The 24,191-nt window shown below is 63.9% G+C and carries 23 protein-coding genes; 11 read left to right on the plus strand and 12 right to left on the minus strand.

Going from position 1 to position 24,191, the window contains the following annotated elements; all coding sequences use genetic code 11:
* The first annotated feature begins 16 nt into the window (after window positions 1–16).
* Together DIE16_RS28345 and DIE16_RS28350 are read left to right on the plus strand one after the other, a co-directional pair.
* A complete protein-coding gene (locus DIE16_RS28345; protein WP_124524083.1) occupies window positions 17–901 on the plus strand; it encodes a metal-dependent hydrolase in 885 nt (294 codons plus the stop codon).
* Window positions 898–1,818 (plus strand): hypothetical protein, encoded by a 921-nt coding sequence (locus DIE16_RS28350; RefSeq protein ID WP_124530148.1) that lies wholly within the window; start codon window positions 898–900, stop codon window positions 1,816–1,818. The genes DIE16_RS28345 and DIE16_RS28350 overlap by 4 nt, the downstream gene beginning before the upstream one ends.
* Here the strand turns inward: DIE16_RS28350 and DIE16_RS28355 are convergent.
* On the minus strand, window positions 1,806–2,924 hold the full coding sequence (locus DIE16_RS28355; RefSeq protein WP_260426310.1) for a hypothetical protein: 1,119 nt from the start codon (window positions 2,922–2,924) through the stop codon (window positions 1,806–1,808). The two genes, DIE16_RS28350 and DIE16_RS28355, sit on opposite strands and share 13 nt — an antisense overlap.
* The gene (locus DIE16_RS28360) at window positions 2,917–3,606 is read right to left on the minus strand and encodes a hypothetical protein (protein WP_235879180.1); all 690 of its coding nucleotides are present in this window, start codon (window positions 3,604–3,606) and stop codon (window positions 2,917–2,919) included. Before DIE16_RS28360 ends, DIE16_RS28355 begins: the two co-directional genes overlap by 8 nt.
* Between DIE16_RS28360 and DIE16_RS28365 the strand changes: the two genes are divergently transcribed.
* Window positions 3,605–5,164 carry a fatty acid desaturase family protein gene (locus tag DIE16_RS28365; RefSeq protein ID WP_260434460.1) on the plus strand — a complete coding sequence of 520 codons (1,560 nt, stop codon included), beginning with the start codon at window positions 3,605–3,607 and terminating at the stop codon, window positions 5,162–5,164. The genes DIE16_RS28360 and DIE16_RS28365 overlap by 2 nt on opposite strands.
* Before the next feature lie 321 nt (window positions 5,165–5,485).
* A complete protein-coding gene (locus tag DIE16_RS28370) occupies window positions 5,486–5,860 on the plus strand; it encodes a cobalamin-dependent protein (RefSeq protein ID WP_260434461.1) in 375 nt (124 codons plus the stop codon).
* A 161-nt stretch (window positions 5,861–6,021) separates the two neighbouring features.
* On the opposite strand, the gene DIE16_RS28375 is transcribed toward DIE16_RS28370, so the two are convergent.
* Window positions 6,022–6,969 carry a ketopantoate reductase family protein gene (locus DIE16_RS28375; protein WP_124893861.1) on the minus strand — a complete coding sequence of 316 codons (948 nt, stop codon included), beginning with the start codon at window positions 6,967–6,969 and terminating at the stop codon, window positions 6,022–6,024.
* A gap of 10 nt (window positions 6,970–6,979) precedes the next feature.
* Window positions 6,980–7,225 (minus strand): hypothetical protein, encoded by a 246-nt coding sequence (locus tag DIE16_RS36775; protein WP_185735409.1) that lies wholly within the window; start codon window positions 7,223–7,225, stop codon window positions 6,980–6,982.
* A 264-nt stretch (window positions 7,226–7,489) separates the two neighbouring features.
* On the opposite strand from DIE16_RS36775, the gene DIE16_RS28385 reads away from it, so the two are divergent.
* The 3 genes from DIE16_RS28385 to DIE16_RS28395 all read left to right on the plus strand — a co-directional run bounded on the left by DIE16_RS28385 (window position 7,490) and on the right by DIE16_RS28395 (window position 10,456).
* Window positions 7,490–8,398, plus strand: a complete 909-nt coding sequence (locus tag DIE16_RS28385; RefSeq protein ID WP_124489030.1) for a LysR family transcriptional regulator — start codon at window positions 7,490–7,492, stop codon at window positions 8,396–8,398.
* Between the two features lie 352 nt (window positions 8,399–8,750).
* Window positions 8,751–9,683 (plus strand): MBL fold metallo-hydrolase, encoded by a 933-nt coding sequence (locus tag DIE16_RS28390; RefSeq protein WP_124524085.1) that lies wholly within the window; start codon window positions 8,751–8,753, stop codon window positions 9,681–9,683.
* A gap of 242 nt (window positions 9,684–9,925) precedes the next feature.
* Entirely contained in the window at window positions 9,926–10,456 is a 531-nt protein-coding gene (locus DIE16_RS28395) for a YbhB/YbcL family Raf kinase inhibitor-like protein (RefSeq protein WP_124893865.1), read from the plus strand.
* A 16-nt stretch (window positions 10,457–10,472) separates the two neighbouring features.
* Here the strand turns inward: DIE16_RS28395 and DIE16_RS28400 are convergent, their stop codons facing one another.
* Window positions 10,473–11,222, minus strand: a complete 750-nt coding sequence (locus DIE16_RS28400) for an SDR family NAD(P)-dependent oxidoreductase (protein ID WP_124524087.1) — start codon at window positions 11,220–11,222, stop codon at window positions 10,473–10,475.
* A gap of 110 nt (window positions 11,223–11,332) precedes the next feature.
* On the opposite strand from DIE16_RS28400, the gene DIE16_RS28405 reads away from it, so the two are divergent.
* Both DIE16_RS28405 and DIE16_RS28410 read left to right on the plus strand, forming a co-directional pair.
* Complete coding sequence (locus DIE16_RS28405) at window positions 11,333–12,217, plus strand: LysR family transcriptional regulator (protein WP_124524089.1); 885 nt, start codon at window positions 11,333–11,335, stop codon at window positions 12,215–12,217.
* Between the two features lie 435 nt (window positions 12,218–12,652).
* Window positions 12,653–13,648: an alpha/beta fold hydrolase gene (locus DIE16_RS28410; protein WP_124524091.1), complete on the plus strand. Its 996-nt coding sequence runs from the start codon at window positions 12,653–12,655 to the stop codon at window positions 13,646–13,648.
* Between the two features lie 224 nt (window positions 13,649–13,872).
* On the opposite strand, the gene DIE16_RS28415 is transcribed toward DIE16_RS28410, so the two are convergent.
* The gene (locus tag DIE16_RS28415) at window positions 13,873–15,597 is read right to left on the minus strand and encodes an ATP-binding protein (RefSeq protein WP_185702672.1); all 1,725 of its coding nucleotides are present in this window, start codon (window positions 15,595–15,597) and stop codon (window positions 13,873–13,875) included.
* Between the two features lie 205 nt (window positions 15,598–15,802).
* Here DIE16_RS28415 and DIE16_RS28420 point away from each other — a divergent pair, with 205 nt between their 5' ends.
* Window positions 15,803–16,024: a hypothetical protein gene (locus tag DIE16_RS28420; RefSeq protein WP_124530155.1), complete on the plus strand. Its 222-nt coding sequence runs from the start codon at window positions 15,803–15,805 to the stop codon at window positions 16,022–16,024.
* A gap of 280 nt (window positions 16,025–16,304) precedes the next feature.
* Here DIE16_RS28420 and DIE16_RS28425 read toward each other — a convergent pair whose 3' ends face one another.
* Window positions 16,305–17,255 (minus strand): helix-turn-helix domain-containing protein, encoded by a 951-nt coding sequence (locus DIE16_RS28425; protein ID WP_124524093.1) that lies wholly within the window; start codon window positions 17,253–17,255, stop codon window positions 16,305–16,307.
* A 265-nt stretch (window positions 17,256–17,520) separates the two neighbouring features.
* On the opposite strand from DIE16_RS28425, the gene DIE16_RS28430 reads away from it, so the two are divergent.
* A complete protein-coding gene (locus tag DIE16_RS28430) occupies window positions 17,521–19,008 on the plus strand; it encodes an NAD-dependent phenylacetaldehyde dehydrogenase (RefSeq protein WP_124524095.1) in 1,488 nt (495 codons plus the stop codon).
* A gap of 87 nt (window positions 19,009–19,095) precedes the next feature.
* Here DIE16_RS28430 and DIE16_RS28435 read toward each other — a convergent pair whose 3' ends face one another.
* The 5 genes from DIE16_RS28435 to DIE16_RS28455 all read right to left on the minus strand — a co-directional run bounded on the left by DIE16_RS28435 (window position 19,096) and on the right by DIE16_RS28455 (window position 24,093).
* On the minus strand, window positions 19,096–20,187 hold the full coding sequence (locus DIE16_RS28435; RefSeq protein WP_124524097.1) for a porin: 1,092 nt from the start codon (window positions 20,185–20,187) through the stop codon (window positions 19,096–19,098).
* A gap of 220 nt (window positions 20,188–20,407) precedes the next feature.
* Window positions 20,408–21,130, minus strand: coding sequence for an SDR family NAD(P)-dependent oxidoreductase (locus DIE16_RS28440; protein ID WP_124524098.1), 723 nt, complete (start codon window positions 21,128–21,130; stop codon window positions 20,408–20,410).
* Complete coding sequence (locus DIE16_RS28445; protein WP_124524100.1) at window positions 21,108–22,229, minus strand: 2,3-butanediol dehydrogenase; 1,122 nt, start codon at window positions 22,227–22,229, stop codon at window positions 21,108–21,110. The genes DIE16_RS28440 and DIE16_RS28445 overlap by 23 nt, the downstream gene beginning before the upstream one ends.
* Window position 22,230: 1 nt before the next feature.
* Window positions 22,231–23,541 (minus strand): MFS transporter, encoded by a 1,311-nt coding sequence (locus DIE16_RS28450; protein WP_124524102.1) that lies wholly within the window; start codon window positions 23,539–23,541, stop codon window positions 22,231–22,233.
* Window positions 23,542–23,559: 18 nt separating this feature from the next.
* Window positions 23,560–24,093: a 2,4'-dihydroxyacetophenone dioxygenase family protein gene (locus DIE16_RS28455; RefSeq protein ID WP_124524104.1), complete on the minus strand. Its 534-nt coding sequence runs from the start codon at window positions 24,091–24,093 to the stop codon at window positions 23,560–23,562.
* Window positions 24,094–24,191 lie beyond the last annotated feature (98 nt).

Below are 24,191 nucleotides of genomic sequence, written 5' to 3' on the forward strand. Positions count from 1 at the left end.
ACGATCGGCCACGACCATGTACGCCAAACGAACCGACGATTCAACGCATGAACGCCGCAACGACGCGGCAGACATCCGTCGGCGCAATCCGCGTTTTTGCTTCGCCGACCACATTCCGCGCTATTGGTATCGTGACAACCGCCGCGTGACGCGCTTTTTCGACGCGTTCTCGATCATGTTTCCGCTTGGCGAGAAGTTCTTTGTCGATAGCGTGAGGCAGTACTGCGACGCGCTGCCGGCCGACGGCACGCTCGCCGCGCAAGTGGATGCTTTCCTGTACCAGGAAGCCGCTCACATCCGCGAGCACCGCGCGTATAACCGGCGCCTGGCTCGCCAGGGCATGCCGGTCGACGCACTCGAGGCGCTCATGCGGAGACGGCAGCAACAATGCCGGCGTGTCGCTTCGCCGCTGCTTCAATTGACCTTCACGGCATGTCTTGAGCACTACACGGCCATTCTGGCCGATCTGCTATTGCGCGATCCGGCCATTCTCGACGGCGTCGACCCGTCGATGGCCGCGATCTGGCGGTGGCATGCGATAGAGGAAACCGAACACAAGGCCGTCGCGTTCGACGTATTTCGCGCTTGCGGCGGCGGCGCGATCAAGCGCTATTTCATGCGGACGGCGGCGATGCTCGGCGTTACGGCATGCTTCGTCGTCGATCTGGGCTATTTCATCGTCCGTCTCGCGTGTGCCGACCGCGACGCCGGCAATTGGCGAAGCTGGGCACAGCTTGGCTGGTGGCTGTTCGGCGCGCCGGGCATCGTTACCCGCGTGCTGCCTGCGTGGCTGGCATGGTTCTCGCCGCGTTTTCACCCTGCCCGAATCGGGAATCCAGCCACGCTGGCTGCTGCCCGCGCGGCGCTCGCTGCCGATGGCGTGACAACGGAGCCGGCATGAGCGCACGGTGTCCGGCATGGTCGCCGTCCGGCTTCGACGAGTGGCGGCAACACTACCCGTTGACGCCGTTCGAACCGGCGCCCGCAGCACTCGACTGGACCGGGCGCTTCATCGAATGTTGGCACGCGCATGGCGCTCACGCATTCCCGGACACCGTCATCGTGCTGGTTGCGGGACTCTATTCCGAATGGATACCTGCCTGCTTCGGGCATGCTGCGCGGGCGTTGCGTGCCGCGCGGTACTCAGTCCTTCGTGTGCCGGTCCGCTCGTCGCGCGCCGTTGCCGAGCAGGGCGCGCATATCGTGCGCAACCTGTATGCGCGCTTGCCCGCTGATCGCCGTTTTATCGTCCTTACCCATAGCAAGGGCGGGCTCGATGCATTGGCGGCTCTGCATGCGGATTCAGGGCTTCGTGCTCGCTGCGACGGTATCGCACTCGTTCAGCCGCCCGTCGGCCCGAGTGCGATCGTCGATGGCCTGCTCGAGCAACGGGGGGCGCGCATCGATCCCGCATGGTTGGGTCGAGCCGCCGGGAGATTGCTGCGCACACGCTGGCTGCATGCAGGCTCGCGCGATATCGGCAGCGGGCGCGACGCGGGCATCGCGAATCTGTTGTCTGCGGTGCCCGGTGGCCTGCACTGTGTGCATGTCGTGAGCTGGTCGATAGAACGCACGTCCCGGTTCGACGCACATCACTCACGCCTCGACCGCTACCGTCCCGGTTGTGCGCATGACGGACAGTTCTACCTCGATCACCAGACGATTCGCGGCATGCCCCAAGTGTGCGTGCCGCATCTCGACCATGGCCAGCCTGTACTCGGCGGCGCCGGCTTCGATGCGGGGCGTTTCTGGCTTGCACTCGTTGCGCTCCTGAACGACACGCGAGCGGCTGCGGTCGCGAGCGGTCAGACGAGATAGATTTCGAATCCCGGGATCGCTTCGGTGCCGCCCGGATCAAGTGCGCTCGCGCCGGGCGTGGATAGCGTGTATAGATCCATCGGCAGTGCGGTGTACCGATAGCCGTGCAAGGCGGGCCATAGCGGGTCGTGATCGTACAGGCAAAGCTGCAGCAACGCATAGCGGCTCCGCTCTCGTTGCCAGACCGCATCGAGCAGTGCCTGTGCGATGTCCGGGTTGCGTCCGCTCACATGCAGATGAGTCAGGTAGATGTCCTGAAGCGGCTGGCCGGGTGCTGCGATGGGAGGGCGTCCGAGCAACGGCGCGATGGCGTTGAAGCCGTGACGCAGCGCACCGAGCGAGCGCGGCAGACGTTCCAACACGATGCGCTTGATACGTCCTGCATCCCACGGAGCAACGCAGCCCACGATACGCCGCTGCGCGTTACGTGCGACCAGAAAGCGCTCGATTCCAAAGTCGGGCCAGACGTTCAGGCGGCGCGCGAATTCGTCCGCCGTAAAGACGCAACCGAAGGGTTGGGAACGCGACTCCTGGTCCAGAAATGCGCGGAGCGCGTCGGCGTCGGCGGCCGACGCGTTCGTGATCCTGACGGAACTGGCGCTCCGCGCAGCGATACGCCGCGCATAGATCGACACGTTACTGTAGCCGCGCCAATGTCGAAATCCGAGCCGGGTCCGCTTGCCTGTCTTGAATAGCGATTGCGTTGCGATCCTGTTGTCGCGAATGACGCAGCAGTACGTATGCTGCACATCTTCGTGCCGGGCGAGATCAGCGAGGCGATCGACGACATAGTCGACCCACGTGTGCGCCAGTTCGCGATCGGGTGCGATGCGCAAGTCGCCGAGGTAAGCGATGCGCTGTTTCTCGCCGGCGATGTAGCCGTCGCGAACGACCATGCTGGCTATTCCTTTGACGCGCCCGGCGCTGTCCTCCGCGAGCCAGGTTCGATAGTCGTTCGAATGACACCGATGCAGTGCGGAGTAATCCGGCGAGCGATCGAAGCGAAGCGGCATCCCGCTTAGCATCGCGTAACGTGTTTGAAACGCGAGGAGCCGTTCGTTGTCGACCGCTGTGGCTAGCCGGATCCGCGTCATCGGCTCATTCACCGGTGAAGATTCGTCTTGCCATCGGGCGCAGGTTTTCCGGCGTCAGTTCACACAGGCAGGCGAGCTCGTTGCCGCATGCGTATTCTGGATTGCGCTCCAGAAAATAGGCGACATCCGGCAGCCGTCGATGCACGTCCGGCACTTCGGCGAGGGCTGGGGCGAGGCGGCCTTGCGGTACCGGAAACTTGAGCACGCCGGACGCGGCGTCGTATGCGTGCCCGAAGCGCTCAACTGCCAGATGATCGAGCAGTGCCTGATTCACGGGCTCAGTCGGTCGGTCGAATCGCGGAGTGAAGTCATGCGCGAACGCTCGCAAGTAGCGGTACGTACGATGCCCTTTGCAGATCAGAAACCAGTATAGTGCCACGTCGGGCGAGTTGCGTTTGAGCTCACCTGCGAGTCGAATCCAGCAAAACGCGAGTTGCTGGCTGCCCCAGCAGGCCGGATCCACGATCGTGTCGCCGGAAAACAGGATGCGCAGTGTGGTGTCGCACCACTGCTGTTCATATAGTTTCAATGTGGAGAAGCCGCGCAGCTTGCCGGTGTCATCGCGCATGATGACGCAATGTGTCTTGTCGTCGAGATCGTGTTCGAAACGTGCCTGTTCCGTATCCCGGTAACAGGTCGAGTAGAGCGCGTACATATGTGCAACGTCGACGTCGCGCAGCTGCGCACGTGTCATGGAACTGGCTCGAAGCGGCATAGCGTCGTTATTCATGCGAGCTGAAACGATTTATCATGATACGCGATTGAGCCGCTCCTTTTTTCACATGCGCGCCATACCTCCTGTTTCCGCCTCCTATATACCGTCAGCGTTCGACGCGTGGCGCTGGCTCGCAATCTATGTCGTCGTGTCGGGTGCGCTGTACTTCTGGGTCACACACGCGCCGATGGCACCCGTGGCGCTGTTGCGTCCGGGGCCGTACGATGCGGTCATTCCGCGCGTGTCCGCCAGCGTGCCGCTTTATTTGAGTTACGCGCTCGTGATGCCGTCGATCGTCTGGTTCGGCCGATGCCGAAATTGGCTGCTGCCCGCGTTTTTCGCAGGTGCGCTTGCCGCAGGCCTGTGCATCGTCAGTCATCTGCTATGGCCGACTGCCGTGAGCCGGTCGCCGGCTGCGACAGGATGGATCGCGTGGCTGTATCGGATCGACGCGCCACTCGCCGCGAGTCCATGCGGGCATGTTGCGCTGCCTGTGGCTGTAACCGTGGTATTGGCTGCGCTACGTGTCCGTGCAGCGCGCTATTACGCTGCGTGGAGCGCAATGCTGGCGCTCACGGTTTTGACGACCGGGCAGCATCTGATCGCGGACATGCTCGCGGGACTCGCACTCGGTATTGGCGTTGGCGGTGCGACGATCGTGCTCATTCGTCTCGACGTTGACCTGCGTACGGCCGCCGCATTGTTGCTTGAATGGCTATGTATCGTAGTTATGCTGCGAGTTGCGTTATCGGTGGGGCATTGGGGAGGCTACCTCGTCGCTGCCGTTGTTGTCGCGACCCGGCAACACGCGTTATTCATTCTGTATCACGACGCGACACACTATCATTTGACCCGCCGCCGTTTCGCGAACGACTTTCTGATCAACTTGGCAATCGGCGTACCGGGACTCGTGCCCATCGAGTTTTATCGCCCGCTGCATCTCGCACACCATCGTCACGTCGGGACTTCGGAAGATCCAGAGCGGAATTATCTGTACCACGCGCAGCCATGGAAATTCGAGCCACTCGACACACTCCCGCTCGTCCGGCAACTGCTCGGTGATTTGTTCCTGGTCAACATGGTGAAAAACATGCGCGCATACCGGCGTGCGAACGGGCGTGGTGCGTCCATGTCACTGCCGCTGCTTACGGCGATAGCGACTTGGGGCATCCTGCTCGTGCCGCTCCTGCATGCATGCACAGTACGCGAACTGTTGACGCTTGCGGCGCTTTGGTTCGTTCCTCTTGTGACAATTGGGGCGCTGGTGCAGAAGATCCGTAGTATTGCAGAGCACAGCGGCGGGCCGGGTGTCACGGCTGGCTGGAATGACTGGACTTATTCGTGGCGCGTCGGGTTACTGGGCCGCTTCTTTATCTGGCCGTACAACATCAACTATCACCAACAGCATCATCGCGAACCCGGCGTGGCGTGGCATCGCTTGCCCGGATTGCGCTCGTCTGACGAGCCGGTTCTGCCTTCGCGGCAATTGCTTGCATTGCTCTGGTCGGGTGCTTCGCGCCGTGGTAGTCAAAGATAGAAAAAATCCCTTCCACGACGCGATGAAGTTTCCTATCGGTCCTGGAGCGAAAGAACGGCTCGACCCGTCGCGATCCGTCTGACGCGTGCCGCGCAACCATTGCACACGGATTGCGTCATGAGGTCCCACCGCTGCCCGGCAGATAGTCGAAAGTGATCGACGTGTTGCACACATTCAATGCGGCGATCCGAGCGTCGTCAGCGACGCGCTGAAGCGCATTCCGAACCCGCCCGTACACGCGGCCGTGTCGGTCAGCTCGCTCGCCGGCATCACCGGTTCGGCGTCGACCGCCTGGCAAAACGCGCGGGACGCAGGCCGCGCATCGCGATCGCCAAGCTCGGCCAGGACGGACACGACCGCGGTGCGGCCGTCGTCGCAGCCGCGCTCGAGGACGCCGGATTCGACGTCCTGCGCCTGCCGCTGTTTCAGCAACCGGCGTCCGTGGCGGCAGCCGCGCAGGCGCATGGCGCCGATATCGTGGGCATTTCGTCGTTGTCGGGCGCCCACCTCGAGCTCGTCGAAGGGCTGCTCGACGAACTGGCATTGCATCGCGCCCGGATTCCGGTGGTGTTGGGTGGCATCTTTCCGGCCGCGGATATTCGCCATCTGAAGGCGAAGGGCGTCGCGGCGACGTTCGGGCCCGGCACACCGCTCGATGCGATCGCCCAAGCGCTGTGCGCATGTCTCGACGCATGAGTCGTTCCGCGAGAAGTTCAGGGTGCGGTCGGAACGAGGTCGAGAGGAACGGGTGATCGTCGCCGATGCGCCGATTTGCGTGACGCTCCGCACCGCGGCCAGCTGCGTGGATGTGTTGACGGACGCTTCGACGAAGCGCCCGGCGGCAACCGCCACGCGCTTCAGTGTCGAGCCGTCGCGCCGCCCGACTGACGTGTACGCGCGTCGACGAGCCTGACGAGGCAGGCCACGCTGTTCGTATATGGCACCTCCACCCCGGCCTTGCGAGCAGCCTCGACCACCGCGCCATTGATCGCTTCGATCTCGGTGCGCCGGCCGGCCAGCACGTCCTGCAGCATCGATGGCCGATGCGTACGATGATGGGCGAGCGCATCGCGCACATTCGACGCCACGTGCGCTTCACTTGCCGAAATGCCGAGCGCACGCGCGACGGCCATCACCTCTGAAACGATCTTCAGCGCCAGTTCTTCGCCGTCTGGAGTATTCGTCAATTCGCCGACCGTGCATTGCGTCACGGCACACAGACTGTTGAGGGCGGCGTTGAATGCAACCTTCTCCCAAATCGCGGCCCAGACGTCGGGATCGACATGGCACGAGAGGCCGGCGTCATTCAACGCATGCACGGTCTGTTCGAGCGCGCTCGTATGCGTGCCGTTCGCGTTCATCAGCCGGATCGTGCCCTGGCCATGCGAGCTGACGGCGCCAGGCTCCGACTTGTCGGCGGGCCACGTGGTGACGCCGACCATGACCCGGTCGGGCGAGACGGAACGGGCGAGCCGTTCTGCGTTCCCCAGGCCGTTCTGCAACGACAGGATGACGGTGTCAGGGCCGAGTACGGCGCTCGCGGCAGCGAGTGCGGCGGTCGTATGCATCGTCTTCGTGAAGACGATGACGACGTCGACGGGCTTGCCGGCCTCCTCCGGCCTCAGCACGACGAGATTGCGCACGATTTGCTCGCCGGAATCGGTCGAAAGCCGCAGGCCGTGGCTGCGAATCGATGCGAGATGAGCGTCGTCGATATCGAGCAGGCTGACCGAATGCCCCGCAAGCGCGAGGCGGCCGCCAAAGAACGAGCCCATCGCACCGGCACCCAGAATGGCGATCTGCATGGCGTGCTCCTCAGAACGGATCGTGGTGGAGAGTGGTCTGCAGGGTAATCCCCCGCAAGTCGGTGAATTCCGCGACACCCGCGCGGCCGCCGAAGCACCGGAAGCCGCTGCCCCGCTTGAGCGGGCCGAATCCCGACCAGATCGGGAATGCGCGGGCCGCGGCGTCCACCGCTGCCTCGGCATCCTCGACGCCGGCGGCGGCGGCGGGCGCGCGCGACGCTACCTCACCGTCGATGAGCATCGACACTGTCTTCATCGTTTGTCTCCTGGATTTCTTCGACGCCGATGTCCTCGGCGAGACGGGCTTCACTCGGCGCTTGCAGCGCGACGGCGACCGACATGCGCTCTCACCCGGACCGGGCGCAAGCGCGCGCGGCGGAAACTGCCGGGGCGCCTAGCGGCGGGAGGCTGAGCTCCATTGAAGTCTCCTGTCGTTCAGTACGGTTCTGGTGAACGCATTATCGAAACATCAGGAAGAATCCGAAATTGCTGATTTCGCAAAAAGGCATTACCTTCAGGCATGACTTTCAATCTCCAGCAGCTTCACGCATTCGTCACGATCGCTTCGGCCGGTAGTCTCGGGCGCGCGGCCGAGACCTTGCACGTCACTCAACCGGCCTTGAGCCGCGCGATCCGCCGGCTCGAAGATGAGGTTGGCGCCCCTTTATTCGAGCGCCATACGCGCGGCATGCACCTGACGGCGGTGGGAGAGGCGCTGCTGCCGCACGCGATTCTGTTGCAGCGCGAGGCGGAGCAGGCGCGTGAAGAGATCGACGCGATGCGCGGGCTCGCACGCGGGACGATTCGCTGCGGTGCGGTAGGCAGCATCGCGAGCCTCGTGCTGCCGCTCGCCGTGAGCGGCGTGTTGCAGAAGTGGCCCAATTTGCGCGTTCACGTCATCGAAGGCGTCTGGGATCGTCTTGCCGAGGCGCTGGTGCAGCGCGAAATCGATCTCGCACTCAGCATGGTGATGCCCGACACCGAGGAGATCGTCGCGATCGAGGACTGTCGCTGGGAGGACAACAGCTACGTGGTGGCGGCGCTCGATCACCCGCTGCGGGCAAAGCCCGGGATCACGCTGGCCGATACGCTGGATCAGCAGTGGGCGATCCCGCCGCGCGGCACCGCGCCGTTCGAGCACATGCAGCAGGTGTTCGTCGCAAACGGGCTCGGCTTGCCGAACGTCGTGGTCGAAACCCGATCGATCACCGTGCTGAAGAGTCTCGTCGCCCGATCCGGTTTTCTGAGCTGGATGGCCGAACCGATGTACGTGACGGAGAGCAAGGCGGGGGTGTTCGATACGCTCGAATTGCCGGGGGTGGTCGGGCGGCGCACGTTGACCGCATTTCGGCGTCGGCACGGTTTGTTGCCGAGTCCCGCCGTCAAGCTGCTCGAACAGTTGCGACAACTGACGGCTGAACCGCGCTAGCGCCAGCGGTTGGACACATGCACGGCGGCGTTGCCCTTCGAGAGAAAAAAGGTCGGCGCCGACGGTGAACTGATTTGCGCTGAAATCCACCTCCTGTCGAAGGATCCGGTCGAACGCTCAAACACGACGGGTGACGGATCGGCTCGTGTTGCCTGCCGGACGTCGATTGTTGCCGGTTGGACAACGCGGTGTGTGCATTCCCGACGCTACTGGCGTTTGCCTCCCCCTGACTACAATCCGTCTCACGTTCGGTTGAAATGCGAGCGAAACCAGGCGAGCGAAATTCGTGGCCGCGCTCGTGAATCGCGCCGCGCCGAGCGCCTCACCCACTTGACCAACAGGACAATCGAAGATGAGCGAAACGACCCGCAATGTGCAGCCGGTTACCTCCGGGCTCGGCAAAGAAGGATCGGGAGAACTCGTGCCTTCCCGTTACGCCGTGCGCGTGGGTAACGTCGACGTCGTGCTGATCAGCGACGGCGTTCTGCCGCTGCCGACTTCCACCATGTCCACCAACGTGAGCGAAGCAGACAGAAACGAGTGGTTCGACGGCCGTTTCCTGCAACGTGACATGTTCGACTGGGCACTGAACATCGCACTCGTGCGTAGCGGCGAACGCCTGATCCTGATCGACTCGGGTGTCGGCGACGGATTTGAGTACTTCACGCGTGCAGGGAAGTCGGTGATGCGACTGGAATCGGCCGGCATCGACCTGGCTGCGATCACCGATATCGTGATTACGCATATGCACATGGATCACGTCGGCGGGCTGAACGTCGACGGTATCAAGGCCAGGCTGCGTCCGGACGTGCGCATTCATGTATCGGCCGAGGAAGTGGCGTTCTGGAAAAATCCGGATTTCAGCAAGACGGTGATGCCGGAAACGGTTCCTCCCGCGCTCCGCAAGGCAGCTTCGAAGTTCGTGGAACTCTATCGCGAAAACATCGTGCAGTTCGATCGGGCCGTGGAAGTTGCAGCGGGTGTGTCGGCGCGCGTGACGGGGGGGCACACGCCGGGGCACTGCGTGGTGGATGTCGCATCGAACGGCGAAAAGCTGACGTTCGTGGGCGACGCGATTTTCGAAGTCAACTTCGACAATCCCGACTGGCAAAACGGCTTCGAGCACGATCCTGAAGCCGCTGTGGACGTACGTATCTCGCTGTTGAACGAAGCCGCCGAGACCGGCGCTCTGCTGGCCGCGGCACATGTCGCGTTCCCGTCCGTCGGCCACGTTGCAAAGAAGGGGAACGGTTTCAGCTTTGTGCCTGTTCTGTGGGACTACTGATTGATTTTTGAGCGTCGGCGGCCGATGCGGGACGCGTCCGTACTTGGTCGGGCGAACGCACGCAAGCCTGCACGGTGATCTTGGGGCGGGCGGCATGCGCGCCAGCACCCTGGCAGCGCAAGTGTCGTCTCGTCCCGCCCCGCTCGGCCGGGTCGTTCTCGCCCCCTGCAGAAGCGCCCTCCTTTTCAACGGAGTACACCGTGCGATTCAACTTCTTTCCGCGCTCGACCCTCTGCTCTGCAATGCTCTTGTCGATCGTGCCGACGATCGCTGTCGCGGGTGCGTTCTCCGTTAAAGTCGATGGCCTGAACCGCGGCCGGTTCGAGAACGAACAGGTCTACGGCGGATTCGGCTGCCACGGCGACAACGTCTCGCCACGCATTTCGTGGTCCCATCTTCCTCATGGAACGAAGAGCGTCGTCGTGACCATTCACGACCCAGACGCCCCGACCGGCGGGCTGGGCTGGATGCATTGGGGCGTCGTCAATATACCGGCGTCGGAAGCGTCGATCGAAAAAGGCGCGTCCGGCAATCCGAAGCGGATGCCTGCCGGGGCCATCGAAACGCTGACCGACTTCGGGGCGGCGAAATACGGCGGCCCTTGCCCGCCTCAGGGGGAATCGCACCGATACATCGTCACGGCATCGGCGCTCGCCGTGCCAAGTATCGACGTGAACGCCACATCGAGCCCGGCCCTCGTTGCCTATCAGATGCACGGAAAAGTGATTGCACGGGCACGCTACGTTGCGATGTATCGCCGAGCGGCAGAGTGAGCGCCCTGGCGGGAGGTCAGCGCAGCGACATCCCGCCGTCGACATTCAGGTTCACGCCGTTGACGAAGCTCCCTTCGCTGCTGACGAGAAACAGTGCGGCGCGAGCCAGTTCTTCCGGGCGGCCGAAACGGCCGAGCGGGATGCTGTCAGAGACGGCAGCCTCGAATGCCGGTCGGTCAGCGGATTCGATACCGAGCTTGGAAAGAATGGGGGTGTCGGTGGGACCGGGACTGATTACGTTGACCCGGATGCCGCGGGTATTGAATTCGAGCACCCAGCTGCGGGCAAATGCTTCGATGGCGGCCTTCGTTCCCGCATAAACGGCATGTCCGTCGAACACTTTGGAACTGGCGATCGAACTCGTCAACAGGATCGCTCCGCCGTCGCGCACGTGGGGCGCGATCTTTTGCACGCCGAAGAACACGGCTCTGGTATTGGTGGCGAAATGTTCGTCATACGACTCGACGCCCACCTGGCTCGACGGTGCGATCGTATTGACGCCGGCATTCGCGACGTATATGTCGGCGCCGCCGAACCGTTCGGCCACCAGGGTTGCGACGCGATCGTGCGTTCGAAGATCGGCGAGATCTCCTGTCAGTCCCGTCGCGCGATTTCCGAGTTCCGCCACGGCCGCGGTCACGGCCTCGGAGCGACGGCCCACGATGACGACGTTTGCACCTTCCTCGACGAACAGCCTTGCCGTGGCATACCCGATTCCACTGTTGCCACCCGTAATGACGGCAACCTTGTTTGCGAGTCGATTCATTGAAATCTCCGTTGTTTCGCGCCGATCTGGCGTACGGCGCCAATATAGTCCGGGGACTTCGAGTGCTGTAGTCATGCAACGGAACTATCAATTTTGCCGAAGAGTCACGAATGGCATTCGAGAAATTCAGCGGTCTTCCAGCGTTCGTGAGGTCGGTCGAGGCAGGATCGTTCACGGCCGCGGCACGGTCGCTCGAAACGACACCGTCCGCCGTGTCGAGGAGCGTCGCAAGGCTGGAGAAGCGGCTCGGCGTAACGCTGTTTCAGCGGTCGACGCGGGCGTTCGTCCTGACGAGCGAAGGGCAAACATACTATGAGCGCGTTGCGCCGCTCATGCGAGGTCTCGAGGATGCGAGCGACGTTCTGACGACGCCTGAAAAAGCGGTAGGAAAGTTGCGCGTGAGCCTTCCAGTCGATCTGGGGCGGACCCTGCTCGAGCCGATCACGCGGGAATTGATGGGCAGCAATCCCGAATTGTCACTCGAAGTCAACATCAGCGATCGTCACGTCGATGTGATCCGTGAGGGCTTCGATATCGCCATCAGAGCCGGGCGCGCCGTCGATAGCAGACTCTATGCGCACACGCTGATGAGCTTGCCGCTGGTGCTCGTGGCTTCCCCGAACTATCTGCTCAAGCATGGCATGCCCAAGGGAAAGGACGATCTCGTTGCGCATCTTCATGTGCGTTACAAACTCGACGGACGCGTCGTACCGATCGTTTTTGCCGACGGAACGAGCATCCCCATCGATGGCATGTTCGATGCCGACAATGGTGATGCGATGAGAGTGGCTGCATTGAACGGACTCGGTATCGCCCAGATTCTGAGAACGGCAGTACAGCCTGATCTCGATTCCGGCCGGTTGACAGAGGTGCTGCCTGACGTGAAGTTGAGTGCGGTGCCGGTCATTGCGCTGCACGCATTCGGAAAAGGTTTGCCCGCCCGCGCGAGAATATTCATCGATTTCGTCTCGCAACAGCTCGCTCGATCCAGATAGCGCGAGAAGGAACATGGGCCGACATGAATGAGACGCTCAAATTTGGCCGGCGAGACAAAATCGTCGAGTGATTCCTGTCGATATGCGTGAGGTGCGGATATTCGGCCCGGCGTCTGCTCCGGCGTCGAAATCTCGATGGCCGACCGCGTTCATCTTCACGCCGCAATCCCCCACATGTCCTGAGTTGGTCCGGGCGAGGGCATGTTGAGACGCGCGGATTGGTGCTGTTTGAACAACACCGTGAGCACTTCTACGTAGCTACCGCCGGGTTAATGGCCGTCCTACGATTCCCGCCATATCGAGCAAACATGATCGCGAGTTCCAATCGCCTCGTGAGCGCGTGCTTGTATCTGAAATTCGCCAACGGCGCGGCGGGTTCGTCTGGCCGATCGATCGGCCGGCATGACGATTTCTTCCACAACAGGAGCATATTGCATGAAGCCTGATTCTCACCTGTCTCCCGACGATGCCAGCCGTCGAGGTCTGATGCTGGGCGGTGTTCTGGCAACCGTCGCTGCCGTTGTACCGGCTGCAGCGGACGCAACCACCGGGCGCTTGTCGAAGTCCACTGCGGTTTCCGGCGCGAGGAGAAATCAATCGGCGGACAGGATCATCACCAGGGACGGCGTGGAAATTTTCTACAAGGACTGGGGACCGAAGGACGCTCCGGTAGTCACACTCAGCCACGGCTGGCCCCTTAGTTCTGATAGTTGGGACAACCAGGCATTTTTCCTTGCGTCGAACGGCTTCAGGGTGATTGCTCATGACCGGCGTGGGCATGGAAGATCAAGCCAGCCGTGGGACGGCAACGACATGGACCACTACGCCGACGACCTGGCTGCCGTCATTGACAGGCTGAACCTCAAGAACGTGACGGCGATCGGCTTTTCGACCGGAGGGGGCGAAGTCACGCGCTATATCGGCCGCCATGGTGGCTCGCGCGTGACGAAAGTCGGGCTGATTTCGGCCGTTCCGCCGTTGATGCTCAAGACTCCCGCCAATCCGCAGGGGGTACCGATAGAGGTTTTTGATGCCATCCGTTCCGGGATGGTTGCTGACCGGTCACAGTTGTTCAGGGAGATTGCCAGCGGCCCGTTCTATGGCTTCAACCGTCCCGGCGCCAAGGTGTCTCAGGGGATGATCGACTCGTGGTGGAGCCAGGGAATGATGGGGGGCTTCAAGAACACTTACGACTCGGTGCGGGCATTCTCGGAAACGGACTTTTCTTCGGATCTGAGCAAGTTCGACATGCCGACGTTGATCGTGCACGGGGACGACGATCAAGTCGTGCCGGTCGACGTCGGCGGGCGCGCCACGAAGAAACTGGTTCCGCACGCCATTCTGAAGATTTACAAGGGGGCGCCGCACGGTTTGACCGAAACGCACAAGGCTCAGCTCAACCAGGACCTTCTTGCGTTCCTGCGTAGTTGACCGGTACACGGACCTGTCGACCAGGGGCCGCCCGCCCCATTGATTGCGCAATGAAACCGGTGATGGGCGTTCCTGATGACTGGTCGGAAACCGGGAACCGCGAATGAGGCGTCGGTGGTCGATCGTTTCAATATCCAAAGCGCGAGCCCGCATGGACTGACACCGCTTCAGAGTACGTGGCATCTTGCGGGCGCGTGGCGGGGCGACGCTTCAAGGAACCGGCATCAGGCACCGTCCTGTATCGACGAGACACCCGGCAACGTCAGGATGAACGTGCAGCCTTCGCCCGGGCGGGTATGCAAATCGATGTTGCCGCCATAGCGCTTGGCGATCGTCTTCACGAAAGCCAGCCCGAGACCGGCGCCCGAAGGGTAACGAGGCGGTTCGACTTGCAGCCGTTGAAATGGCTCGAACAGACGTTGTTGGGCTTCGGCCGATATGCCGGGCCCGTGGTCTGCAACGGAAATGGCGTAGCCATGTTCGACGCCGGTCAGGCGCACGGTTACCGTCGCATTGCCAGGACTGAACTTGATGGCATTGCTCACGAGATTGACGACCGCGCGCATCAGCAGGAAGGGTTCCACGCGTGCGATGCAGATCTCGTCCCCGACGTTCACGTCGAGCCGGATGCCGCGCGCTTGAGCGAGTGCCCACAGTTCGTCGATCGCATCGAGTACCACGCTGCCGATATCCGTTTCCACCAGTGACCAGGTCGGTGCTTCGGCGCGCGCCAGCAGAACGAAGTCGTCGGCCAGTGCCAGCGTACGGCGCGCGTACGCGGCAATTCGATCGAGCAGGTCCTTGGCGGGCGGGGCCGGTTCAGCGGCTCGCTGAAGATCGATCAACGCGAGAATCGATGCCTGAGGCGAGCGCATGTCGTGGGAAATGAAGTGCAGCCATGCCTCCCGGCGCCGCTCCGCCAGACGAATCTTCGTCACGTCGAGCACGAACCCGATCGTTCGCTGGGTCACGCCGTCTTCATGCTGCGGATAGGCGGTGGACTGAACCCATCGAATCTCGCCGTTGGGCTGAATGACGCGATACTCGACGCGATAATCCCTGCCGAACGAATTGAATTCCTCCGCGGTCCGAGTGACCTTCATCGCCTTGTCGACGTCGTCCGGATGAATCAACGCGCGAAACTGGTCGATCGAGGTAATCGCCTTCCCGGGAGCGTGGCCCATGATTCGATGCCAGTTCTCGTCGCAGTGCAGTGTGTCCGATGCGATGTCGTAGTCCCAGATTCCCAGTCCGCCGACGCGGGCCGCGATGGCCAGCCTTTCTTCGCTTCGCCGAAGCAGATCGAGCGCCACGCGCTCGCGCGTCACGTCTCTCGAAACACACAGAATGGCGGTCGTTTTTCCATCGGCGTCCAAGATCGGCGTCAGCATGTTGTCCCAGTATTGAACGTCGCGCCCCGGACGCTCGCTGCGCCCGGGAAACCTGCCGAACACACCGTTCCTGGCGGATTCGAGCGCGACATTTCCGTCGGGCCACACGTCTTCGGGCAGGAGCGGCAGCCACGGCATACCGAATCCCGAGTCTTCGTCGACGCCCAGCGCCTGGCATCCGGCGCGGTTCATGTGCAGCACGTTGCCTGTCGGCGAAATCAGTTTGATGCAGTCGATGCTGATATTCAGCATGTCTGTCTGTATCGACGTGTGACTCTTCAGTTCGATTTCCTTGGCCTTCAGGTCATGGATATTCGTGCAGGTGCAGAGCCATCCGTCGTCGACACGGTGAAGGTCGACGGTGAACCACTGGTCGATGCCGTGGGAACCCGCCAGCCGGCACTCCAGCGTTTCGTGTACCGAGCCGGGTTGCGCCGCGTGAAGTGTCGACTCGGCGGTGCATCGGTGCTCCGGATGGATCAACTCCGTCCATTGGAGTCGATACGTGGCCTCGGCGGAGCGATCCGCGTAGGCAAGCCATGCATCGTTGATGCTCACGACCCGCCCGTTCTCGTCGAAATGGCATGCCGGTGTCCGAAGGACATCGATCAGGCGGGCAATCCTGAGACAGTCGGGGCGTGCGGGGGGTGTTTCGTCGGGCGAAACAACAGGAGATTCCGTCTTCGAACGTGTGGGGGGCGCAAGGTCCGGGCTGTCTACGTTGCATGCGCAAGAAATTTCATTTTCAAGACGAAATCCATTCATGTTTGTTACATTCCATGCATCGCTGACACGCTTCCAGAATGTCAGACATCAAATGATGCATCAATGGGTAGTCAGCACTATGGATTGGCACCGTAGTAGTGCATATTATTTTCGAGTGATGGAATCAGGTGAAGATGCGGAGCTCGTCGAGTGGAAGTTGGGCCTGATTGTGGCGCGTGTTGCACATAGTGTCGGCTTCAAGCGTCGCATTGAATGCTGATCATGTTGAATGACATGTGCGGAGGCCGGACGAGGCGATACGCGTGGTGTCGCCGTTTTTTTGCAGTAACGGACCGTCGAGCCGGCACGCCGGAATCGCAAGTGGACGATCGCATGTGCGTTGGCCCACGTCGTCGAACCGTGTCGAGATGACACGAATGCACGTGTGGTCGACACCGGGCGGCGATGCCAGGCTGCTGATGATGAATATTCCCCGGAGCACGCGAGCGTCGACCCCGGGATCGTTCATCGAAATCGCTGCAGTTCGCGGCGATCCCGCTTCACGCCTCCGAAATACCGCGACATGCGATGCGATACGCCCCCGGGCTGCATCCGAACCGTGCCTTGAACGCGCGCCCGAAATGCGTGATGTCCGAGAAGCCGCACGCGATCGCCAGCTCCAGCAGGTTGCGGTTGGGATCCGCCGGATCCTCCAGCGCGCGCTTGCTCGCCTGCAGCCGGTATTCCTGGATTAGGCTCTGCGGCGTCCGCCCGGTCGCGGCCAGCGCGCTGTACAACGTGCGCCGCGACACGTTCAGCGCGCTCGCGAGCTTGTCCGGCGACAGGTCGGGATCGCTGTAGTGGTGCGACAGGTGGATTTCCGCATTCATCCGCAGCGTCGCGCTGCGCGCATCGGCGCCGCTCAGCGAATCGCTCGCCTCGCGGCGGATCACCGAATCGAGCAGCATCAGCGTCGACTGCTCGAAGCCGAACAGGCTTTCCGGATCGTTCGGCACCTGTCCGTCCATCAGGTAATGGATCGATTGAAGCGCCAATTGCGCATTGCCGACGGTTCGACGGACCTGCACGCCCGCGCGCTCCACGAACCAGCGCCACATCGTGCCGCTTCTCGGCGGCGTCAACGCCGCGACGAAGCGCGACGCGTTCGCCGATTCGATCATGTACGGCTGCGTCGCATCGTAGATCACCCACTCGCCGGGATTGACCGTCGACGCCGCGTTGCGCTGCGTGACGCGGCTTTGTCCGGCGATCTGGAACAGGATCTTGTAGCAGTCGCTGTCGGCGCGCGACGCGAGCGAGCGGTCGCGATCGACGCGGATCGCGGTGGTGTCGACCTCCGCCATCCGCAGGCCGCCGACCGTGGCAACCCGCACCGACATCCGGAACTGCGGGCCGGTGTCGTGAAAGAGCAGCGGCAGGAAGCTGTCCGCGATCAGGTCGCGCAGATTCGCGTTGCTGTTGCTGGCGTCGACGACGAGTTCGTGTGCCATTGCCGGAAGAGGGAGAGGGCCGGGGAATGCGTCGAGCTTAATGCATTCGGCTTGGACGCGGGGGCGAAACGCAATCATCGTCGGCAGCAGCGACTTTCAGCGTCAATGGCGGTTTCCACAGGGAAACCGCTGCATCGCACCGATCTGCACGCTGAAGCCAAAAGTGTGCACGCAACGCCGATCCGAGTGCGCGACGCGTCCCTAGAATCGAAGAGCGGCCGGCAAGTCGGGCCTTTCACTCAATTCGAATTCCGGAGGGATACAGATGGCACGGGTACGGATGCTGGACGAAGTCAGCGCGTTTCTCGCGCGCGAACACGGTCACTACATCGACGGCCGGGCGGTAGCCGGCCGCGGCGAGCGGATCGACGTGCGCGATCCGTCGACGCGCGCGGTGATCGGCTCCGTCGCGCAGGCGACCGACGACGACGTCGAGGCCGCGGTCGCGTCGTCGCATCGCGCGTTCCGCGGCGAGTGGGCCAGCCTGACGCCGGCCGATCGCGAGCGCATCCTGCTGCGTTTCGCCGACCTGATCGACGCGCACGGCGAAGAGATCGCGCAGATCGAAACCGCGCAGTCGGGCAAGCTGATCGGGCTGTCGCGCGTGATCGAAGTCGGCTGGTCGGCTCGCTGGCTGCGCTATTACGCGGGCTGGGCGACGAAGATCGCGGGCGAAACGCTCGCCCCGTCGTTCCCGAGCATGAACGGCGAGCGCTACACGTCGTTCACGCTGCGCGAACCGCTGGGCGTCGTGTTCGGGATCATTCCGTGGAATTTCCCGGTGATGATCCCGGTATGGAAATTCGGCGCGGCGCTCGCGACCGGCAACACGGTGCTCATCAAGTCGTCGGAGTTCACGCCGCTCACGATGCTGCGCATCGCCGAACTGGCGACCGAAGCCGGCCTGCCGCCCGGCACGCTCAACGTGATCAACGGCACGGGCCAGGTCGGCGCGAAGGTGATCCGCGATCCGCGCGTGGCGAAGGTGTCGTTCACGGGGTCGGTGCCGACCGGCCGCATCATCGGCGCGGAGGCCGTCAACGCGAACTTCACGCGCTTCACGCTCGAACTGGGCGGCAAGAACGCGGCGGCGTTCCTGCCGGATACGCCGGTCGACAAGATCCTCGACGGCATCGTCGAAGCCGGGTTCCTGCATAGCGGGCAGGTGTGCGCGTCGGCGGAACGCTTCTTCGTGCATCGCGCGAAGTTCGACGAAGTGGTCGAGAAGATGAAGGCGCGCCTGGACAGCTTCCAGCCGGCCGACCCGATGGACGACGCCGGGATGATCGGCCCCGTCTGCAACGAGCCGCAGTTCCGCAAGTGTCTCGACGCGTTCGAGCTCGCGCGCATGGAGGGCGATACGATCGTCACCGGCGGCGGTGCGTATGCGCGTGACGGCTTCTACGTGAAGCCGACGATCGTGCTGCCGCGCTCGCTGGAATCGGCTTCGTATCGCAAGGAGATCTTCGGGCCGGTCGGCGCGTTCGTGCCGTTCGACGACGAGGAAGAACTGATCGCGATGATGAACGACACGCCGTTCGGGCTGACCGCGAGCCTGTGGACGAACGACCTGTCGAAGGCGCTGCGCTACGTGCCGCGGATCGAAGCCGGCACCGTGTGGGTGAACATGCACACGCTGGTCGACCCGGCCGTGCCGTTCGGCGGCGCGAAGGGCTCCGGTATCGGACGCGAGTATGGCTCGTCGTTCATCGACGCTTATACCGAGCCGAAATCGGTGACCATTCGCTTCTGACGGCTTCGCTTCTGACGACATGACCCGCCAACGGAAACCCGCCCGGCATCGACCGGGCGGGCGTTTTCCGTTCAACGCCGACGTCGATCAGAACCGCGTACTGAACCCGATCCGCGCGACCGACTGCAGCGCGCCGCTCGACGCGCCGTTCGCATCCATCACGCCGTTGATCTGCGCGTTGCTGCCGTGGCTTGCACGCTGATGCACGCCCGCGACATACACCATCGTGCGTTTCGACAGCCAGTACTGGACGCCGGCCAGGAACTGGTGCGCATGCGCGTTGTCGAGCGTGTCGTTGCCCTTCATGTACGTGTAGCTCGCCCCGATCACCCAGACCGGCGACGGATGCCACGCGGCGCCGGCTTCCGCCGACCACGCGCCCGCGCCGTTCCACGCGTTGTGCACGGTCGTGAAGAGCGCCTTCGCCGTGACCGTGCCGAGCGTGTAGTGCGCGCCCGCGCCCCAGTTGCGCACGGTGGTGGCCGGCAGCCCGCCCGCCGCGCCGTACTTCTGGTTCGTATAGGCCGCGCCGGCGCCGAACGGGCCGTTGTCGTAGCTCGCGCCGACGCTGACCGTATTGTTCGCGCCGACCGATCCCGCGACGTTGCCGAAGCCGTACAGCGCGCCGAAGGTCAGGCCCGAGATCGACGCGCTCGTGTACTTCACGGAATTCGCGACGCGGTTGCTGCCCGCGACGCGATCCCAGTCGAATGCGCCGGTCGGGTTGTTCGGCAGCGCGAGCTTGTCGAACGGGCCGTTGCGAAAGCCGTACAGCCCGACGAGATCCTGCGCGATCTCGTTGCCGCTCGCGGCCAGCGCGTCGACCATGAACTCGTACTGGTTGCCGAGCGTGAGCGTGCCGTAGCGGTCGTTCTGCAGCCCGACATAGGCCGTGCGCGCGAACAGGCCGCCGCCGATCATCGATCCGTTCGCGAGCGAGAACTGATCGACGAGCCGGAAGATCGCGCACGTGCCGGCGCCGAGGTCCTCCTTGCCCTCGAAACCAAGCAGGTTCGGGAAGAAGATGTTGTCGTCGAATTTCGCGTTGCCGTGGCCGCCTTCGTTGCTCACGTAGCTGAGGCCGGCGTCCAGCAGCCCGAACATCGTCACGCTGCTCTGCGCGAACGAGGCGGCCGGAATCGTGCAGGCCGCGAGGGCCAGCAAGGTCTTTTTCGTCATCTCCAAAGTGCTCCTCACATGTCCGGTCACGCCGGAATATTTTTGATTGGACTACTGATTGATATGAAGATAGTGAAACGTGCAACGGTCGATCGGGTCGCGCCCGGAAACAGGAGCCGAAAGCAGGAGCCGAAAACGTAAGCCGAAAACGGCACGCCGGCATTCCGGCACGCGGACACCGACGCACACCTCCTGCGCCGATGCCCTCGCGCGCCCGGCGCTAGACCGTCGAATACCCGCCATCCACCGGCACGATCGCGCCGGTGACGAACGATGCGCCGGGCGAGCACAGGAACAGGATCACGTCCGCGACCTCGTCGGCCGTGCCCCAGCGCGCGAGCGGCGTGCGATCGAGAATCCGCCGCGACGCCTGCGCGTCGGCCATCAGCCCGCTGCTGAGCGGCGTGTCGATCCAGCCGGGCGCCACGGCGTTCACGCGGATGCCGCGCTCGGCCCACGCCTGCGCGAGCGAGCGCGTCAGTTGCGCGATGCCGCCCTTGCTCGCGCTGTATGCCGGGCGATCCTTGCTGCCGAAGTACGTGTACATCGACGCGACGTTGACGATGCTGCCGCCGTTCGCCGAGAGTGCCGGCAGCGCGGCGTCGGACGCCCGCATCACCGACGTCAGGTTCACGTTCAGCACGAGTTCGAACTGGTCCATCCGGTATTCGTCCGCGTGCCGGCTGATGCCGACGCCGTTGACGAGCACGTCGACGCGCTGCAGCGAGCGGATCTGCCGCGTCAATGCTGCGTCGTCGGTCACGTCGAGCTCGACGCAGCCGATGCCGGGATGCACCGGCGCATGCGGGCCGGCGGCATCGAGCCCGAGCGCGACGACCGACGCGCCCGCTTCCGCGAAACGCCACGCGGTGCGCGCGCCGATGCCCGACGTGCCGCCCGTGACAACGACGGTCTTGCCGTCAAACGACCAGGGGCGGCTCATGTTCGATGCTCCCGACGGTGTGAACAGGGCGCGCATGCCGGCGCGATGGTGCAACCAGGATCTTGATCTGCGCGCGATCGGCGAGCAGCGCGTCGAAGCCGTCGCCGACGGCGTCCTCGAGCGAGACGGTGCGCGTGACGATCGACGTGAGATCGAGCGCGCCCGACCCGATCAGCCGCAGCAGGTCTTCGTACACGTGCCGGTAGCCGACGCTCGCCGTGAAGGTCAGCTCGTCGTTGACCGCGCGGAACGCATCGAAGCCCGCATGCGGCATCAGGCCGACCATCACGAGGCGGCCGCCCTTGCGCAGCCCCTGCATCGCCGCCTCGAACGTGGCCGGCAGGCCGGCCGCCTCGAAGCTCACGTCGACGCCGAGCCCGCCCGCCGCTTCGCGGATCGCGTCGCGCAGCACCGGGGCGTCGAGCGAGCGCGCGTCGAACGCGTGCGTCGCGCCGAAGCGCGCGGCCGCCGCGAGCCGCTCGGGCGACACGTCGACCGCGACGATGGTCGTCGCGCCCTGCAGTCTCGCGAGCATGACCAGCAGCAGGCCGATCGGCCCGAGCCCGAACACCGCGCAGGTGTCGCCGAGCCGCAGTTCGCCGCGCCGCAGCGCGTGCAGCGCGACGGCCGCCGGTTCCATCACCGCGGCCTGTTCGAGACTGACGTCGTCGGGCAGGCGGTGCAGCATGTAGGCCGGCACGACCGCGAAATCGGCCATCCCGCCGTCGCCCATCAGGCCGGCGAAGCCCATCGACACGCACAGGTTGTACGACCCTGCGCGGCAATACGCGCACTGGTGGCAGTGATACTCGGGCTCGACCGCCACGCGGTCGCCGGGGACCAGCGTCGTGACGCCCGCACCGACTTCGACGACGGTGCCGCAGAACTCATGACCGAGCGTCAGCGGCGCGGTGCGGCCGGACAGCGGATGCGGCGCGTCGATGGGAATCGCGTGCGGGCCGTCCGCGTATTCGTGCAGGTCGCTGCCGCAGATGCCGCAATACGCGACCGCGATGCGAACCTCGCCGGGCCCGGCGCGCGGCGTGTCGAGATCGACCAGGCGGATGTCGCGCGGGCCGTGCCATTGAAGTGCGCGCATGTCAGCGTCCTCCGAGGTTTTGCGTATCGAGACGGGGAGCGGCATCGGCGCGCGCGCGCTTGCGCAGCACCGCGGGCGCGGTTTCGACCAGGCCGAACGACAGCACGCACGCGAGGATCGCGCCGGCGGCCGACGTCCACATCGCGAACTGCAGGCCGTACTTGTCGGCCGCGAAGCCCGCGACGGTCGGCGCGACGAAGCCGCCGATCAGCTCGCCCGCGCCCATGATCAGGCCGAGCGCGCTGGCGATCGCGCGGGGCGGCACCGTTTCGGCCGGGATCGTCGCCATGAACAGCGTGAAGCAGCCGAGGCCGGTGTACGTGACGAACACGAGCGCGCCGAGCGCCCAGAGCGAATCGACGTGGATCATCACGACCGGGCAGGCGGCGGCGATCAGCGCGAACGCGATCATCGTCGGCTTGCGACCGATCCGGTCGGAGATCGCCGGCACCGCGAAGCCCCAGAACACCCACGCGGCGCCGAGGCACGTCATCACGACGCCCATGTCGGCCGGGGACAGGTGGCGGCTCTCGACGAGGAAGACCGGCGCGAACGAGATGATCACGATGAACCACGTGAGGAAGAAGCAGCTGATCAGCACGCAGAGCAGGATGTTGCGCTCCTTCAGCAGCGCCCAGCGGTCGATCGCGGTGCCGCCGGCCGTCTGCGTACCGTGCGTGGCCGCGTCTTCGGCCTGTGCGTGCCGTACGCCGCCGGGCGGCACCTCGCGCACCCAGCGCCAGATGCAGAACGCGATCAGGAAGCCGGGCACGCACGACACGTAGAACGCCTCGCGCCAGCCGTAGGCGGTCGCGATGCCGATCACGACGGGCGGGCCGATCATCGCGCCGAGCAGGCCGGCGGCCGAGCCCTGCAGCAGGCCCATGTTCAGCCCGCGGCGGCTCGGCGTCGAGCTCTCGACCATCAGCGATTGCGACAGCGGCAGCACGGGGCCCTCGGCGATGCCCATCAGCGCGCGGAACGCGATCAGGCTCGCGAAGCCGCCGACGAGCCCCGACAGCGCCGAGCATACGGAAAAGCCGAGCACGGCCGCGATCAACAGCGGCTTGCGCGTGCCGCGCGCATCGGACCACGCGCCGGTCGCGGCGCCCGACAGCGCCCACGTGAGCGCGAGCGCGGACGAAACCATGCCGAGCTGCGTATTCGACAGGTGCAGTTCGGCCGACATGAACGGGAACAGGAACGACAGCGCGAGGCGGTCGAAGAACACGAAGCCGAACGTCATGAACAGGATCAGCAGCAGCCTGTTCTCGTACGTCCATGCGAGTTTGGGGGAAGGGCGGGATGTCATGGGCGGCCTCGTCGCGCGTCAGCGGAACAGCTTCTCGATCGCGTGCGCGCCGAGGCCGACCTTCTCGTAATGCGCCTTGCACATCGCGATGTACGAATGCACGTCGAAGTAGCCGTCGGGGTTGCCTTCGTCGTCGAGCCAGATCAGCGGGCCCTTGACGATGAAGAACGCGCGCATCGGTTCCGGATGATCGAACGCGACGAGCGTGTGGCCTTCGCCGGGCGTTTCATACACGAAATCGCCGCGCGTCGCGGTCCATTCGTGCTCCAGGTAGCCCCACTTGCCGGACAGCGTGTAAGCGAACACCTCGTGCGGGTGGTAGTGCCGGTTCACGAGCCCGGCTTCCTTCGCCATCAGGATGTCGCACCATTTGTTCTGCGACGGCGAGATCCACAGCGGCCGCGACGAAACCGTTTCGGTGAACGGAACGTAATAGCGCGTGTCCTCGGTGGCCGCGTTCGGGATGTACGCTTCCGGCAGCGCATCGGGCTTGAACGGATTGGCAATCGGCGCGATGTTTTGCCAGAATTCGGATACGGCTTGGTCGACCACGGTTCGTCTCCTTGTGGTTAGGTGTCGTGGGGTCGACTTTAGCCAGCCGGTGCGCGCCGCTCTTGACTGGGCTGGACGAATTGCTTGATCCGGCCGGA

The sequence above is a fragment of the Burkholderia sp. Bp9090 genome (assembly GCF_003857985.1).
Classification (GTDB): domain Bacteria; phylum Pseudomonadota; class Gammaproteobacteria; order Burkholderiales; family Burkholderiaceae; genus Burkholderia.